14 protein-coding genes are annotated in these 15,970 nt (G+C 70.7%); 6 read left to right on the top strand and 8 right to left on the bottom strand.

What is annotated here, in order from left to right:
• Positions 1-116 precede the first annotated feature (116 nt).
• The 3 genes from ACIBVP_RS13450 (at position 117) to ACIBVP_RS13460 (ending at position 4,909) form a co-directional block, all read left to right on the top strand.
• Complete coding sequence (locus ACIBVP_RS13450) at positions 117-1,331, top strand: acetyl-CoA C-acetyltransferase (RefSeq protein ID WP_396106358.1); 1,215 nt, start codon at positions 117-119, stop codon at positions 1,329-1,331.
• Positions 1,332-1,346: 15 nt separating this feature from the next.
• Positions 1,347-3,506 (top strand): 3-hydroxyacyl-CoA dehydrogenase NAD-binding domain-containing protein, encoded by a 2,160-nt coding sequence (locus ACIBVP_RS13455; RefSeq protein WP_396106359.1) that lies wholly within the window; start codon positions 1,347-1,349, stop codon positions 3,504-3,506.
• 176 nt (positions 3,507-3,682) lie between these two features.
• Positions 3,683-4,909 (top strand): S1 family peptidase, encoded by a 1,227-nt coding sequence (locus ACIBVP_RS13460; RefSeq protein ID WP_396106360.1) that lies wholly within the window; start codon positions 3,683-3,685, stop codon positions 4,907-4,909.
• Positions 4,910-4,993: 84 nt separating this feature from the next.
• Here ACIBVP_RS13460 and ACIBVP_RS13465 read toward each other — a convergent pair whose 3' ends face one another.
• The 8 genes from ACIBVP_RS13465 to ACIBVP_RS13500 all read right to left on the bottom strand — a co-directional run bounded on the left by ACIBVP_RS13465 (position 4,994) and on the right by ACIBVP_RS13500 (position 13,616).
• Positions 4,994-6,415, bottom strand: coding sequence for a beta-N-acetylhexosaminidase (locus tag ACIBVP_RS13465; RefSeq protein ID WP_396106361.1), 1,422 nt, complete (start codon positions 6,413-6,415; stop codon positions 4,994-4,996).
• A complete protein-coding gene (locus ACIBVP_RS13470) occupies positions 6,412-7,245 on the bottom strand; it encodes a carbohydrate ABC transporter permease (protein ID WP_396106362.1) in 834 nt (277 codons plus the stop codon). The genes ACIBVP_RS13465 and ACIBVP_RS13470 overlap by 4 nt, the downstream gene beginning before the upstream one ends.
• The gene (locus tag ACIBVP_RS13475; protein ID WP_396106363.1) at positions 7,242-8,141 is read right to left on the bottom strand and encodes a carbohydrate ABC transporter permease; all 900 of its coding nucleotides are present in this window, start codon (positions 8,139-8,141) and stop codon (positions 7,242-7,244) included. The genes ACIBVP_RS13470 and ACIBVP_RS13475 overlap by 4 nt, the downstream gene beginning before the upstream one ends.
• Positions 8,141-9,424: an extracellular solute-binding protein gene (locus ACIBVP_RS13480; protein WP_396106364.1), complete on the bottom strand. Its 1,284-nt coding sequence runs from the start codon at positions 9,422-9,424 to the stop codon at positions 8,141-8,143. The genes ACIBVP_RS13475 and ACIBVP_RS13480 overlap by 1 nt, the downstream gene beginning before the upstream one ends.
• Before the next feature lie 94 nt (positions 9,425-9,518).
• Positions 9,519-9,917 (bottom strand): DUF1707 domain-containing protein, encoded by a 399-nt coding sequence (locus tag ACIBVP_RS13485; RefSeq protein WP_396106365.1) that lies wholly within the window; start codon positions 9,915-9,917, stop codon positions 9,519-9,521.
• 187 nt (positions 9,918-10,104) lie between these two features.
• A complete protein-coding gene (locus ACIBVP_RS13490) occupies positions 10,105-10,722 on the bottom strand; it encodes a bifunctional 4-hydroxy-2-oxoglutarate aldolase/2-dehydro-3-deoxy-phosphogluconate aldolase (RefSeq protein WP_396106366.1) in 618 nt (205 codons plus the stop codon).
• A 3-nt stretch (positions 10,723-10,725) separates the two neighbouring features.
• The gene (locus ACIBVP_RS13495; RefSeq protein WP_396106367.1) at positions 10,726-12,303 is read right to left on the bottom strand and encodes an amidohydrolase family protein; all 1,578 of its coding nucleotides are present in this window, start codon (positions 12,301-12,303) and stop codon (positions 10,726-10,728) included.
• Positions 12,303-13,616: an amino acid deaminase gene (locus ACIBVP_RS13500; RefSeq protein ID WP_396106368.1), complete on the bottom strand. Its 1,314-nt coding sequence runs from the start codon at positions 13,614-13,616 to the stop codon at positions 12,303-12,305. Before ACIBVP_RS13500 ends, ACIBVP_RS13495 begins: the two co-directional genes overlap by 1 nt.
• Positions 13,617-13,755: 139 nt before the next feature.
• Between ACIBVP_RS13500 and ACIBVP_RS13505 the strand changes: the two genes are divergently transcribed.
• Genes ACIBVP_RS13505 through ACIBVP_RS13515 form a run of 3 tightly spaced genes read left to right on the top strand, consistent with a single transcriptional unit; the run spans position 13,756 to position 15,817 of the window.
• Positions 13,756-14,682, top strand: a complete 927-nt coding sequence (locus ACIBVP_RS13505) for a sugar kinase (protein WP_396106430.1) — start codon at positions 13,756-13,758, stop codon at positions 14,680-14,682.
• Positions 14,679-15,437 carry an IclR family transcriptional regulator gene (locus ACIBVP_RS13510; protein WP_396106369.1) on the top strand — a complete coding sequence of 253 codons (759 nt, stop codon included), beginning with the start codon at positions 14,679-14,681 and terminating at the stop codon, positions 15,435-15,437. Before ACIBVP_RS13505 ends, ACIBVP_RS13510 begins: the two co-directional genes overlap by 4 nt.
• The gene (locus tag ACIBVP_RS13515; protein WP_396106370.1) at positions 15,437-15,817 is read left to right on the top strand and encodes a RidA family protein; all 381 of its coding nucleotides are present in this window, start codon (positions 15,437-15,439) and stop codon (positions 15,815-15,817) included. The genes ACIBVP_RS13510 and ACIBVP_RS13515 overlap by 1 nt, the downstream gene beginning before the upstream one ends.
• The last annotated feature ends 153 nt before the right edge of the window (positions 15,818-15,970 follow it).

The following is a 15,970-nucleotide window of genomic DNA, read 5'->3' on the forward strand; positions in this document are numbered from 1 at the left end:
CGCGTTCTGGTGAGAGCTGAGTGTGGTCCACACCCCAAATCGGGTGGGGGGCGTTGACAACGGCGGGGACAGTGCCAACATGTTAATCAGTATTAGCCCTCGAGAGGACCCCTAGCGTGGCTACCGAAGCATTCGTCTACGACGCGATCCGCACCCCGCGCGGCCGGGGCAAGAAGACCGGGTCGCTGCACGGAACCAAGCCGATCTCCCTCGTCGTCGGCCTGATCGACGAGCTCCGCAAGCGCAACCCCACGCTCGACGTCGACCGGGTCTCCGACCTGCTGCTCGGCGTGGTCACCCCCATCGGTGACCAGGGCAGTGACATCGCCAAGACCGCCGCGATCGCGGCCGGGCTGCCCGACACCGTCGGGGGCGTGCAGCTCAACCGCTTCTGCGCCTCGGGCCTCGAGGCCGTCAACATCGCCGCCCAGAAGGTCGCGTCCGGGTGGGACGAGGTCGTCATCGGCGGCGGCGTCGAGTCCATGTCGCGGGTCGCGATGGGGACCGACGGCGGCGCGTGGGCCATGGACCCGGCCACCGCGTACGACACCTACTTCGTGCCGCAGGGCATCGGCGCCGACCTGATCGCGACGATCGAGGGCTTCTCCCGCGAGGACGTCGACGCCTACGCGCTGCGCTCCCAGCAGCTCGCGGCCAAGGCGGCGAGCAACGGCTACTTCGCGAACTCGATCATCCCGGTGGTGGACCAGAACGGCATCACGGTCCTCGACCACGACGAGCACATGCGTGCCGACACCACCGTGGAGGGCCTGGCCAAGCTGAAGCCGTCCTTCGAGGCGATCGGCGAGATGGGCGGCTTCGACGCCGTGGCGCTGCAGAAGTACCACTACGTCGAGAAGATCGACCACGTCCACCACGCGGGCAACAGCTCCGGCATCGTCGACGGCGCCGCGCTGGTGCTCGTCGGCTCCGAGCAGGCGGGCAAGGACATGGGCCTGACCCCGCGCGCCCGCATCGTCGCCACCGCCACCTCCGGCGCCGACTCGACGATCATGCTGACCGGCCCGATCCCGGCGACGGAAAAGCTGCTCGCCAAGACCGGCCTGACCGTCGACGACATCGACCTGTTCGAGCTGAACGAGGCGTTCGCGTCGGTGGTGCTGAACTACCAGAAGAAGCTTTCCATCCCGGACGAGAAGCTCAACGTCAACGGCGGCGCCATCGCGATGGGCCACCCGCTCGGCGCGACCGGGGCCATGATCCTCGGCACCATGGTCGACGAGCTGGAGCGCCGCCAGGCGCGCCGGGCCGTGATCACCCTCTGCATCGGCGGCGGCATGGGCGTCGCGACCCTCATCGAGCGCGTGTAAGGACTACGAGACTCAATGACTGAGACCATTCGCTGGGAGAAGGACGCCGACGGCATCGTCGTCCTCACGTTGGACGACCCGAACCAGTCGGCCAACACGATGAACCGCGACTACGCGGCGTCCATGCACGCCACGGTCGAGCGCCTGCACGCCGAGGCCGGCGACATCACCGGTGTGGTGATCACCTCGGCCAAGAAGACCTTCTTCGCGGGCGGCGACCTCAAGGACATGATCGAGGCCAAGGCCGACCAGGCCAAGGAGGGCTTCGAGTTCATCGAGGGCATCAAGGCCGACCTGCGCCGCCTGGAGACGCTGGGCAAGCCGGTCGTGGCGGCCATCAACGGCGCCGCGCTGGGCGGTGGCCTGGAGATCGCGCTCGCGACCCACCACCGGATCGCCGCGGACGTCAAGGGTTCGAAGATCGGTCTGCCGGAGGTCACGCTCGGCCTCCTGCCGGGTGGCGGCGGTGTCACCCGCACCGTGCGGCTGCTGGGCATCCAGAACGCGCTGCTGTCGGTGCTGCTGCAGGGCCAGCAGTACGCCCCGGCCAAGGCCAAGGACGTCGGCCTGGTGAACGAGGTCGTCGGCTCGATCGACGAGCTGCTGCCCAAGGCCAAGGAGTGGATCAAGGCCAACCCCGAGGCCGCGCAGCCGTGGGACGTCAAGGGCTTCAAGATCCCCGGCGGCACCCCGTCGCACCCGGCGTTCGCGGCGAACCTGCCCGCGTTCCCGGCCAACCTGCGCAAGCAGCTCAAGGGCGCCAACATGCCGGCGCCGCGCGCGATCCTGTCCGCCGCGATCGAGGGCGCGCAGGTCGACATCGACACCGCGCTGACCATCGAGTCCCGGTACCTGCTGTCGCTGCTGTCCGGCCAGGTCGCGAAGAACATGATCAAGGCGTTCTTCTTCGACCTGCAGCACATCAACTCCGGCGGCTCCCGCCCCGACGGCTACGAGAAGTACACGGCACGCAAGGTCGCCGTGCTCGGCGCGGGCATGATGGGCGCGGGCATCGCGTACGTCTGCGCCCGCGGCGGCATGGAGGTCGTGCTCAAGGACGTCTCGCAGGAGGCGGCCGAGAAGGGCAAGGACTACTCGGTCAAGCTCTTTGACAAGGCCGTCTCGCGCGGCAAGGTCACCCGTGAGAAGGCGGACGAGACGCTGGCGCGGATCACGCCGACCGCCAACGTCGAGGACCTGGCCGGTGCGGACCTCGTCATCGAGGCCGTGTTCGAGAGCACCGAGCTGAAGCACAAGGTGTTCGCCGAGATCGAGAACGTCGTCGCGCCGGACGCCGTGCTGGGCTCCAACACCTCCACGCTGCCGATCACCGGTCTCGCCGAGGGCGTGAAGCGGCAGGAGGACTTCATCGGCCTGCACTTCTTCTCGCCGGTCGACAAGATGCCGCTGCTGGAGATCATCGTCGGGGAGAAGACCTCCGACGCGACGCTCGCCAAGGCGTTCGACGTGGCGCAGCAGATCCGCAAGACCCCGATCGTGGTCAACGACTCGCGCGGCTTCTTCACCTCGCGCGTGATCGGCACGTTCATCAACGAGGCGGTCGCGATGGTCGCCGAGGGCGTGCACCCGGCGTCGGTCGAGCAGGCGGGTTCGCAGGCCGGCTACCCGGCGCCGCCGCTGCAGCTGCTGGACGAGCTGACGCTGACGCTGCCGCTGAAGATCCGCCGCGAGACCCAGGCGGCGGTCGAGGCCGCCGGTGGCACCTGGAACTCGCACGCCTCCGAGCCGATCATGGACCGGATGGTGGAGGAGTTCGACCGCAAGGGCCGCTCGTCCGGCGCGGGCTTCTACGAGTACGCGGACGGCAAGCGCACCGGGCTGTGGAAGGGCCTCTACGAGAACTTCACCAAGGAGGGGCACCAGATCCCGTTCGAGGACATGAAGGAGCGCATGCTCTTCGCGGAGGCCCTCGAGACGGTCAAGTGCTTCGACGAGGGCGTGCTGCGGTCGGTGCCGGACGCCAACATCGGCTCGATCATGGGCATCGGCTTCCCGCCGTGGACCGGTGGTGTCATCCAGTACATCAACGGCTACGAGGGTGGCGTCGCCGGCTTCGTCGCGCGGGCCCGTGAGCTCGCCGAGCGCTACGGCGACCACTTCCTCCCGCCAGCCTCGCTGGTCGAGAAGGCCGAGAAGGGCGAGAAGTTCGAGTAATCCGTTGTATCTCCGGTGCCGCCGCGCCCTCGTGGGTGCGGCGGCACCGGTGTTTGTGAGCGAGGTCTATCCCGTTCTGCCCTTTCGGGGTGTATCCCCGTGTGCCGCTCACGGCGGTGTGGGGCCGCGACGACTCACCGGTCGTTGTTGCAACCCACAACAAGGGGATTCAAGGGATGAACAAGTTCGTTCGCGTCATCGTCACCGCGGCGGCGGTCGCCACCGCCGCCGTGGCGGTGCAGTCGGCGGCGGCCGCCGCACCGGGCCGGTCCGCCGTGGCCGACGAGGTGCTCGCCGCCATGCAGCGGGACCTCGGCCTCACCGCGGCACAGGCCACGACCCTGCGGGCGCAGCAGGACCGCGCCGTCGACCTCGACGCCTCGCTGCGGAGCAGGCTCGGCGCCGACTTCGGCGGCTCGTGGTTCGACGCGGCCACCGGCAGGCTGACCGTCGCCGTCACCGACGAGGCACGCGTGGCGCAGGTGCGGAAGGCGGGCGCCGACGCGAAGGTCGTGCGGCACAGCGCCGCGGAGCTGGACGCCATCCGCGCCGAGCTGGACTCGTTGTCCGGCAAGGCATCCGGGACGTCCCGCGGGAAGCCGGGGGCGTCGTCGCTGCACGGCCTCGCGAGCTGGCGCGTCGACCCGAAGACCAACAGCGTCGTCGTCACCACCGTCAAGGGGCAGCAGGCCACGCTGTCGTCGCTCGCGAAGTTCGGTGACGCGGTGCGGTTCGAGCAGGTCGACCGCGCACCGGTGCCGACCGCGAACTGGCTCGACGGCGGCGACGCCATCAACGGGGGCAGCTGCTCGGCGGGCTTCAACCTGCGCAACCACTCGACCGGCCAGGGCTACCTGCTGACCGCGGGCCACTGCGTGTCCACCGGCTCCACGGTCACCGGCCAGGACGGCACCTTCCTCGGCACCACCGTGTCGAGCTGGTTCCCGAGCTACGACGACGCCCTGATCCGCAACGACAACCCGTCGTACTGGATCCAGGGCCGGTGGGTCGACACGAACCCGTCCAACGGCGGGATCGTCACGGTCAGCGGCTACAGCGACTCGCCGGTCGGTACGTACATGTGCAAGTCCGGCATCACGACGAAGTGGACCTGCGGCTACATCACCGGCAAGGACGAGACGGTGAACTACAGCCAGGGCGCCGTGTACGGCATGACCCGCCACTCGGCGTGCGTCGAGCCGGGTGACTCCGGTGGCGCCAACGTGGCGGCGCTGTCGACCTGGACGCCCGAGGGCGTGACGTCCGGTGCGCAGCTGCACTGGGACGGCAGCCGGTACCGGTGCGCGTCGGCCGTCGGTGCGGGGGAGAGCGTGTCGTGGTACTTCCCGATCGCCGACAGCCTCGCGTTCTACGGATCCGCGTACGGCGTGTCGATGTGGTGATCTTTCCGTGGTAGGCCACGGTCCCGGCAGCATGGGCTGACCGGGACCGTGTGCGTTGTGCCGCTCGACGCCCCCGTGGCTTGCTCAGCGCGGACGTCCTGGCGCGCCCGGCCGCGTCTGCCAGGGGTGCGGGCCCGCCAGCGGGCGGTACTCCACACCCAGCGCGTCCAGTCGCGGCAGGTGGTGCCTGGTCAGCCGCTGCTCGAACTCCGCGTACGAACCGCCCGGTCCGCTCCACACCACCTCCGCGAACGCCGCCAGCCGCGGAAACGCCGCGTAGTCCACGCGCCGCGGCGAGTCCAGGTGCTCGGACCACACCTGCGCCTGCGCTCCCAACGCCGACGGCAACGGCTCGTACGCGTACACGTTCGCCAGCGTTCGCAGATACCCCACCGGGATCGGCTCGTCCGGGTGGTCCGACTGGCGGTGATCGAGGTACACGTGCTCCTCCGGGCACAGCACCACGTCATGGCCCCCAGTGTCGACCCCGGTGTGCCACGCGCCGATCACCGTGTCCTCCGGCAGCAGCGGCGACAGCGCCTCGTCCCACGCCAGTGCCCTGCGGCCCAGCGTCGCGAGGTGGGTGGCCATCTCCCCGACGAACCACCCGTTCAGCTCGTCCACACTGGACAGACCGAGCGCCTCCGCGCGCGCCACGGAGGCCGGGTCCGCCGTCCACTGCGTCGTCGGGACCTCGTCGCCGCCCACGCAGATCACCTCCGACGGGAAGATGTCCGCCACGTGGGTCAGCACGCGGCGGTAGAAGTCCACGACCTCGTCCGTCATCGCCAGCACGTTGTCGTTGACGCCCCAGCGCGTCAGGACCGCCAGGGGCCGACCGGTGACCCCCAGCCACGGGTACGCGGCGATCGCGGCCTGGCTGTGGCCAGGCACGTCGATCTCCGGCACCACCGTGATGTGCCGCTCCGCCGCGTACGCCACGATCTCCCGCAGGTCGTCCACCGTGTAGAACCCGCCGTGCGGGCGGCCGTCGTGGCCGGGGGTGCCGTCCGGCGGACGGCCGACCCAGGAACCGGCTCGCCACGCGCCGACCTCCGTCAGGCGCGGGAACTCCGGGACCTCGACCCGCCAGCCCTGGTCGTCGGTCAGGTGCAGGTGCAGCACGTTCAACCGGTGCGCCGCCATCAGGTCCAGGAACCGCAGCACGCCGTACTTCGGCATGAAGTGCCGCGCCACGTCCAGCAGGCAGCCGCGCCAGCCGAACCTTGGCCAGTCCTCCACCACGCCGCACGGCAGCGGGTCGCCCGGCAGGTCGACCGCCCGGAACGCCGCCGGGCCACGCAGCTGCTTCAACGCCTGCAGGCCGTAGAACTCGCCGGCCGCGTCCGGGGCCTCGATCCGCACCGCCGAGTCGACGGTCAGCCGGAAACCCGACGGTGGCAGGGACGCGTCGGGGACGAACACCGGATCGGGCGGGTCCGCCAGCGTCCCACCCGTCGGGGATACCCGCACCGGGCGCGGCAGCAGTTCTTCGAACACGGTCACCCCTTCACCGCCCCGGCCATGCCGGACACCAGATGTCGTTGCACTGTCAGGAAGAACGCCAGCACCGGCAGCGTCATCAACGTGGAACCCGCCATGATCGCACCCCAGTCCTGTTCCTCCGGCTTGAAGAACACCAGCAGTCCCAGGGGGAGCGTCCGGTTGTCCGTGCCGGAGATCAGGAACGTCTTCGCGAACAGGAAGTCGTTCCACGCGTGGATGAACGACACCACGCTCGCCGCCACCAGACCGGGCGCCACCAGCGGGAACAGCACCTGCCACGTGAAGCGGAACCGGGACGCGCCGTCGAGTGCCGCAGCCTCAGCCAGGTCGTCGGGCACGGTCGCCACGAACCCGCGCAGCAGCCAGATCGCGAACGGCAGGCTGAACGCCAGGTGCACCACCACGAGCGACCCGAGCTGGTTCAACCCGATCGCGGGCACCACGTCACCGAACGAGCGCATCAGGAAGAACAGCGGGATGGTCAGGGCCTCCACCGGCACCATCTGCGCCACCAGCAACATCACCACGAGCACGGTGCGGCCGCGGAACCGGAACCTGGTCAGCGCCACCGCCGACAGGAACGACGCCACCAGCGACAGTGCGACCACCAGCACCGCGACCACGAGGCTGTTCACGAAGTACAGCCCGAAGTTCTCCACGTCGAGCACGCGCCGGAAACTGTCCACAGTGGGCGCCGCGGTCCATGGACGCGTCGACCGCAGCTCACCCGCGGGTTTGAGCGCTGAGAGCACCATCCAGTACAACGGGAACGCGACGACCACGGCGACCACCACGCACACCACATCGACGACGAGCTGCCCGCGCCTCACCGCACACCCCGTTGTGCCCGCACGTACAGGCCGGTGATCGCCAGCAACAGGACGGTCATGACGACGCCGATCGCCGCGCCGAGACCGTACTGCTCACCGGCGAACGCCTTCTGGTACGCGAACACGTTGAGCACCAGGTTCTGCCCGGCCACGCCACCGCCGTTCGTCATCACGTAGATCTGCGTGAACACCTTGAAGTCCCAGATGATCGACTGGATGGTCGCGATCACCAGCAGTGGCCGCAGGATCGGCAGGATCACCGACGTCGCCGTGCGGCGGACCGACGCGCCGTCGAGCGCCGCCGCCTCCAGCACCTCGCCCGGGATGGCCCTGATGCCCGCGTACATGGTCACGAGCACGAACGGGAACGAGCACCAGATGATCTCCGCGGCGACGAGCCCGAACGCCGAGAACCGCTCGAACGTCCAGGAATGGCCGCGCATCCCGTCGAACCCGAGCCCCGCGAGGACCTCGTTGACCAACCCGAAGTCCTGGTCGAACAGGAACAGCCACACGTACGAGCCCGCCATGGTCGGCGTCGCCCACGCACCCAGCGCGGCGACGAACAGCAGCGTCCTCGGTACCGCACGGGCCCGGCTCGCGAGCACGGCCAGCGCGGTGCCGACGAACAGCGTGCCGGCCACGCAGAACGCGGCGAACCCGATCGTCGTGACCAGCACGTCCCAGAACCGTGGATCGGACAGGAGCGTCGTGTAGTTCTCCAGGCCGAGGAACCGCAGGGGTGCCGCGCCGCTGGCCTGCGGCTGCCCGTAGTCGTACAGCGAGATGACGACCAGCTGGTAGATCGGGTACGCCATCAGCGCCAGCAGCACGACCGCGGCGGGCAGCAGGTACAGGAGCGCGGCGCGCCCGTCCCGCCGGTGCGTGAACGCCATCAGCTGCCGAAGGCTGCGTTCATCTCGGCGGCCGCGGCTCTGGTCGCGGTGTGCACGTCCGCCCGCCCGGTGGCGACCTGCTGGACCATGGTGGGCAGCACACTGGCCGCGTCGATCTTCGTCCACGCCGGGGTCGACGGAACGAAACGGGTCCCGCTCTGGACGGTCTCGATGAACGGCGCGAGGAACTGGTCGTCGGCCGCGACGCGGTCCTGCACGTCGGTGAACGTGGGCATGTTGCCCATCGCGCCGTACATCTTCTCCTGGTACTCCTTGCCGCCGAGGAGCCGCGTGAACTCCAGCGCGAGCGCACGCTTGGTGCTGGAGCGGAACACGCCGAGCAGGTTGCCACCCGCGAACGCGGGTGCGATCGAGCCGGGTTCCTCGCCGGGCAACGGAACCACCGCGTACTTGCCCTTGACCGCGCCGGCGTCGACCGCGGCACGGTTGAAGTCGCCGCCGATCGTCATCGCGGCCTTGCCGCCGGCGAACGCGGCGACGGACTGGCTGCCGGTCAGCTGCGCGCACGCCGAGGGCGGGCAGATGTCGTCGCTGAGCAGCTCGGCGTACTGGGCCAGGCCATCCTTGGCCGCGGGGGAGTCGATGGCGGACTTCCATGCGTCACCCACCTGTTCGGCCACGTCGCCGCCGTTGGCCCAGATGTAGGGCAGGAGCGCGAACTGGTACTTGCCGCCGACCGCGATGCCGTACAGGCCGGGCTTGGCCCTGCGTATCGCGCGGGCGGTCTCGGTCAGCTCGGCGAGGGTGGTCGGCGGCGTCAGGTTCAGCTCGGTGAAGACGTCCGTGCGGTAGTAGAGCGCACGGGTGCCGGTGAACCAGGGGATGCCGTAGGTCTTGCCGTCCACCTTGGCGGTGTCGAGGACCTCGGGCACCAGGTCCTTGCTCTCGGGCCATTTCCCGAGGTCGGCGGTCAGGTCCGCGAACCCGTTGGACGCGGTGTACCCGGCGAGGTCGGTGTTGCCGAACTCGGCGACGTCGGGCGCGCTGGCCTTGTCGTTGAAGGCGCCGTTGAAGCGGGTGGCGCGGCCGTCGACCGGCAGGTACTCGACGTTGACGGTGACGCCCTCGTGCGCCGCCTCGAACTCGGCCTTGGCCTCGTCGACGACCTTTTCCTTGGCCGCGTTGGACGCTTCCTGGAACAGCCAGACCCGGAGCTCGCCGGTGGTCTCCTGCGTGCCGGCGCCGTCGGATGCCTGCGGTGGCGCGCACCCGATGGCGAGCGCACCGAGAGCGGCGATGACCAGCGTCCGTCGGAACATCATGGTGGACCCCCGTTGCACTATGCGCAATGGACGTTCTGCTCTCTGCAACGGATGCTAGAGAGAAGCCACCACCGGACACAAGGGTCTGGACCAATCAGTGCGCAGCGACCAACACGGTCACGACCACGACGACACACGCGAGGAGGATCGCGGGCACCCACCACCCGGCGAGCAGCGCGCCGAGCACGACTACCCCGCCACTGCCGAGCACGAGCCCGGTGCCGTTGCTGCGCCCGTCGGGGGTGTCGGCCACGGGCCGCGAGCCCGGCGTCGCCTCCCACGCGTCCCGCTCCTCCCCGATGAGCGGATGCGGCGACGGCAGGTCGGCGAACAACGCGCGAAGGTCGGCCCGCGTCTGCGCGCCCTGCACCAGGTCCTGGCGGCGGTCGTGTTCGGTCGTGGTCAGGTGCTCGGCCTCCCGGTGCTCGGCCAGCGCACGCAGCGCCACCTTCCGGTCGGCGCTGTCCACCCACAACTCGTCGTCGTCGTTCATGACCGCGCCGACGATACGCTGGTCTCGTGATGGGCGTGCCGGTACTGCCGTCTCCCCTGGTGGAGCTGGACGACGACCGGAGGAGGGCGTGTTCGCGTCCGGGGACGACCATCGTGGCGGTGCTGAGCTGAACGGCTCCCCGGCGTGGAGTGGTGCGGCCAGTCGACCAACCCCGACATTGGTCTCCTCATGCGATGGCCGAGAGGAATTCCTTCGCGCGCTGCCCGATCTCGCCGAGTTTGGACTCCGCCGCCAGCTTCGGTCCGACGACACCACTTCCCGCGGTCACCGCGATCGCGCCCGCGGCCAGGTAGTCCGCCGCGTTCTCCGCGTTCAGTCCACCGGTCGCGACCAGCTGCGTGTCCGGGTAAGGGCCGTGCAGGTCGGAGAAGTACGCCGGGCCCAGCCGGGCCGCCGGGAACACCTTCACCGCCGTGGCGCCGAGGTCGACCGCGGTCGCCACCTCGGTCGGGGTCATCGCGCCCAGCACGATCGGGATCCGTTGCCGCACCGCCTCTTCCGCCACCGCGGGCCGCAGGCCCGGGGTGAGCAGGAACGTGGCACCGGCGTTGATCGCGTCGCGGGCGTCCTGTTCGGACATCACGGTGCCCGCGCCCAGGACCAGACCGTCCACCCGCGACGCCTGCTCGATCAGACGCGGCGCGTCGGGTGTGGTCAGCGCGAACTCGACGATCGGCATCCCCGCCGCCACGAGCGTCCGCGCCAGCCCGACCGGGTCGGGGATCATCGGTGCGCGGATGATGCACAACGCGCGCCGTGTGGCCAGTTCGGCGAGCAGGTCCATGTCTCAGACTCCCTCGTTGCGGATCGAGTGCCCGGCGAGTGCGCCGGTGTGCCTGCCGTCGTCGATGACGGGGACGCCGTTCACCAGCACGTACGGGATACCGGTCGCGGGTCGGCGCGGTTCGTCGAACGTCGCGGTGTCCGCGACGGTGTCCGGGTCGAACAGCACCAGGTCGGCCGCGTACCCCTCGCGCACGAGCCCGCGGTCGGTCAGGCGCAGCCGTCGCGCCGCCCGCCCCGTCAGGTGCGCGACGCAGTCCTCCAGGGTCAGCACGCCCAGCTCGCGCACGTACCGGGCCAGGTAGCGCGGGAACGTGCCCCACGCCCTCGGGTGCGGCCGTTCGCCGACCAGCAGCCCGTCGCTGCCGCCGGTGTGCGCGGGGTGACGCATGATCGCGCGGACGTTGTCCTCGTGCCCGACGTGCATGAGGCACGACGTGCCGAGCCGTTCGGAGACGAGCGTGGCGAAGTACAGGTCGGCCGGTGCGATCCCGGCCGTACTGGCCGACGCCGCGACGGATTTCCCTACCAGGTGGGCGTTCTCGGCGCGGCGGACGCCGTTGATCTCGATCGACGACCAGTCGACGGGCACGCCGTGGCAGCCGTCCGAGCCGTGTTCCTCGATGTCGGCGCGGATCCGCTCACGGGTGTCCGGGTCGGACAGCCGGGCCAGTGTCGCGTCGAGCCCGCCCTCGGTGGCCCAGCTCGGCAGCAGCGCCGACAGGTACGTGGCGCCCGGCAGGTACGGGTAGGTGTCGAGCGAGATGTCGCAGCCGTCCGCGATCGCGTTGTCCAGCAACGACAACAGCTCGCCTGCGCGGCCCTCGTTGACCGGGAAGTTCATGGTCGCGTGCGCGAGGTGCAGCGGGCAGCCGGACCGCCGGGACACCTCGACCACCTCCGCGTACGCCTCGACCGCGCCCGCGCCGTAGCTGCGGTGGTGCGGGCTGTAGTAGCCGCCGCCCCTGCCGACGACCTCGCACAGTGCCACCAGTTCGTCGGTGTCGGCGTACATGCCGGGCGTGTAGGTGAGGCCGGACGACATGCCCACCGCGCCTTCGGCGAGCCCGGTCGCGACCAGCGCCCGCATCCGGTCCACTTCGGACTCCGTGGCGGGCCGCGCCGCCCAGCCGACCACGAGCATCCGCACCGTGCCCTGCGGCACCAGGTAGGCGGCGTTGACGGCGATGCCGCGGTCCAGCCGGTCCAGGTACTCGCCGACGCCGCGCCAGTCCCAGTCGAAGCCCGGTGGGTCGTCGTTCCACCCGGCGAGCTGCGCGCGCAGCCCGGCGAGCGTCTCGTCGTCGACCGGCGCGTACGACAGGCCGTCCTGGCCGAGCACCTCGAGCGTGACGCCCTGCGAGACCTTCGCCGTGTGGTCCGGGTTCGCGAGGATCTGCAGGTCGGAGTGCGCGTGCATGTCGATGAACCCGGGCGCCAGCACGAGCCCGTCCGCGTCCACGACCCGGCCGCCGCCCCCGCCGCCGATCGCCGTGATCCGTCCACTGTCGACGGTCACGTCCGCCCGGTACGACGGACCGCCCGTGCCGTCGACGACCGTCGCGCCGCGGAAGGTCGGCATCAGAAGAACGTGCGGATCAGATCGACGACGGTCTCGCCGTCCGCGCCGACCATCGGCAGGAGCGGGACCTTGTCGAACGTCGTGCACGGGTGGGAGAGCCCCAGCCCGACCCAGTCGCCGACCTCCACCGCCGCGTCCGCGCCGAGCTGGACGAACCCGTGCTGGTCGTTGACCTTCGTGACCGCGCACCCGGTCAGCGCGGTGGTCACCCCGCCCGCGCGGCGCAGCTCCGGCAACGGCAGGTCGATGTCGTACGGCACGTCCCGCTTGCCCGCGTTGATGAACGCCAGACGCGGTTCCGGTCGCGAGGTCACCTGCGCCCACGTCCGGACCGCGGGCCGCAGCGGCGTCCCGTCGAGGCGGGGGCTGGCGCCGAGCGGCGAGTTGCGTGCGTAGTACCCCTCGTCGTGCGTGAGGTACGCGCCGCTGCGCAGCACCGGCAGCACGGGTAGCCCGTCCGGCCACGGCGCGCCGAGCACGTCGACCACGAGGTCGAAGAACGAGCTGCCGCCCGCGGTCACGACGACCTGGTCCGACTCGGCGAAGTACCCGCGTTCGGCGAGGTCGAGCGCGAGCGCGCGCAGTTCGCTCAGGTGCGTGCGCACGGCCGCGAGCCCGTCCGCCGTGGCGTCGCCCGCGACCGCGCCCTCGTAGCTCGCGACACCGGCGAGCCGCAGCACCGGGCTCGCCGCGACGGCCTCGGCGATCCCGAGCGCGGCGGCCCGGTCGCGGCAGCCCGTGCGTCCGCCCGGCACGCCCAGCTCGACGAGCACGTCCACCGGGCGGGACGGCGCGGCCTCGCGCAGCGCGTCGGTCATCAGCTCGACGCCTCGCTCGGTGTCGGCCCAGCACCAGAACTCGAAACCCGGGTCGTGGTCCAACTCGTCGGCGACCCAGCGCAGCGCGGTCGCGTCGACCAGTTCGTTCGCGAGGATCACCCGGCTCACCCCGAACGCGCGGTAGATCCGCAGCTGGCTCGCGTTGGCCGCGGTCTGGCCCCACGCGCCGTGCTCGAACTGGCGCGCGAACAGCTGCGGCGCCATGGTCGTCTTGCCGTGCGGGGCGTGCGCGAAGCCGTGGCGTGCGCACAGGTCGGCCATCGTGGTGAGGTTGTGGGTGAGCGCGGGCTCGTCGAGAACCGTGACGGGCGGGAGGAACCCGTCGCGGAAGAGGTTCAGGCCGCGGTCCCGGCCGTCCCGGATGGACAATCCGGACAACGAGGTCGGGATCCCCTTGAACCGCCAGTCGAGCCGCTCGGCGAGAAGCGCGTCGAGCGCGGCGGGGTCCATCCGGCCCGGGGTGATCTCCGGCATCCGCTCTCCTCAGGTTGCGTATTTTGCAACGACTATTGCGCTATGTGCCACGAAGGTGTGTAGCATCTCCTCGGCCGGCCAGTCAACGGCGGAGGAGGGGCGGCGCGTGCGCACCGACGTGTTGTGCCTGGGCGAGACCATGGCCATGTTCGTGCCCGCGGAACCGGGTCCGCCGGCCGAGGCGACCACGTGGCACCGGACCGTCGGTGGCGCCGAGTCCAATGTGGCCTGTCACGTCGCCGCGCTCGGGCTGCGGTCGGCGTGGGTGAGCGCGGTCGGCGACGACGCGCTCGGCACGGCCGTCGTGTCGGCGGTCGCCTCGTTCGGGGTCGACGTGTCCGCCGTCGCGGTCGACGCGGACCGGCCGACCGGGGTGTACGTCAAGGAGCGGGACGCGTCCGGCAGCCCGGTGCGCTACTACCGGCGCGGGTCGGCCGCGTCGGGCATGGGGCCGTCGCTGGTCGACACGCTGCCGCTCGACGCGGTGCGGGTCGTGCACACCAGCGGGATCACGCCCGCGCTGTCGGACAGCTGCCACGCCCTGATGGTCCGCCTGCTGCACCTGCCCCGCGACTTCACGCTGTCGTTCGACCTCAACTGGCGGCCCCGGCTGTGGACCGACCGTGACCCGGCCGTGCTGCGCGACCTCGCCGCCGCGGCGGACATCGTGTTCGTCGGCGCGGACGAGGCGAAGCTCGTGTGGGACGTCGACGAACCGGCGGCGATCCGCGCGCTGCTGCCGGAACCGGCGACGCTCGTGATCAAGCAGGGCGCGGCGGGCGCGACGCTGGTCGAGGGCGACGACGTGCTGTTCCAGCCCGCGTTGAAGGTCGACGTGGTCGAGCCGGTCGGCGCCGGTGACGCGTTCGCCGCCGGGTTCCTGTGGGCGACGCTCGCGGGGGAGCCGCCGCTGCGCCGGTTGCGGGCCGGTCACCTGCGGGCCGCGACCGCGCTGCGCACCCACCACGACGTGGGCCCGTCGCTGCCGCCGTCGTACGTGTCGGCGATGCTGGCCGCGTCCGAGGCCGAGTGGGCCGCGGCGTTCGTGACCGAGGGGGCGTCGTGAGTCAGAGCTTGGACCGTGCGCTCGTCGTGCTCGACGAGCTGGCGGACGGGCAGCGGACCCTCGACCAGCTGGCCGAGCGGCTCGACGTGCACAAGTCGACCGTGTTGCGGTTGCTGCGCACGTTGGAGTCGCACCGGTTCGTGCAGCGTGTCGGGGTGCGGTACTACCGGCTGGGCACGTCGCTGTTCGAGCTGGCGTTCCGGGCGCTCGACGAGCGGGACGTGCGGCGCAGCGTGGAGCCCGCGCTGCGTGCGCTGAACGCGGAGACCGGGCACACCGTGCACCTCGCGTCCTACGAGGACGGTGAGGTGATCTACGTCGACAAGTACGAGAGCCGCCACAACGTGCGGATGTACTCCCGCATCGGCAGGCGCGCCCCGCTGCACTGCACGGCCGTGGCGAAGGTGTTGGTCGCCGCGTTGCCGGAGGACCAGCGCGCGGAGGTGGCGGCGTCGATCAGGTACGAGAAGATGGCGCGGAACACGATCACCACGCCGCGCGCGTACCTGGCGGAGCTGGACCGGGTGGCCGCGCGGGGCTACGCGATCGACGACGAGGAGCACGAGGAGCACATCCACTGCGTCGCCGCGCCGGTGCGCGGCGCGCGGGGCGAGGTGCTCGCGGCGGTGTCGCTGTCGGTGCCGCAGGTCGTGCTCGACCTGGACGGCCTGCTGGAGCTGGTGCCGGCACTGCTGGCCGCGGCGTCGGCGGCGTCCGCCGAGTGTGGTTACCAGGAAACGAAGAGGAGAGACTGATGGCGAAGGTCGCGATCCACCCGGAGGGCACCAAGATCCCGACGGTGCCGCTCACGCACGGCATCCGCAAGGGCAACATCCTGCAGGTGGCCGGCCAGGTGGCCTTCGACCCGTCGACGAACGAGATCGTCGGCGACACCGTCACCGAACAGACCCGCCAGGTCATGCAGAACGTGCGCCGGGTCCTGGAGGCGGGCGGCGCCACCCTCGACGACGTGGTCATGTGCCGCATCTACCTCACCGACACCGCCCACTTCGGCGAGATGAACGACGCCTACCGCGAGTTCTTCGAGGAGTCCTTCCCGGCCCGCACCACGGTCTACGTAGGCCTCCCGGCAGGCCTCCTGGTAGAGATCGACGCCATGGCCGTCCTGGACTAACCCCGCGAGTCGCGCCCCCAGACATAGCGAGTCGCGCCCCCAGACATAGCGAGTCGCGTTCTCAGGCATAGCGAGTTGTCGGTTTCGTGCAGGTGGTGATCGTGGCGACGTGGCCGTTGCGCACCATGGTGCAGAAGGACCGCCTCTTCACCG

This window comes from Actinophytocola sp. NPDC049390, from assembly GCF_044466355.1.
Lineage (GTDB): Bacteria > Actinomycetota > Actinomycetes > Mycobacteriales > Pseudonocardiaceae > Actinophytocola.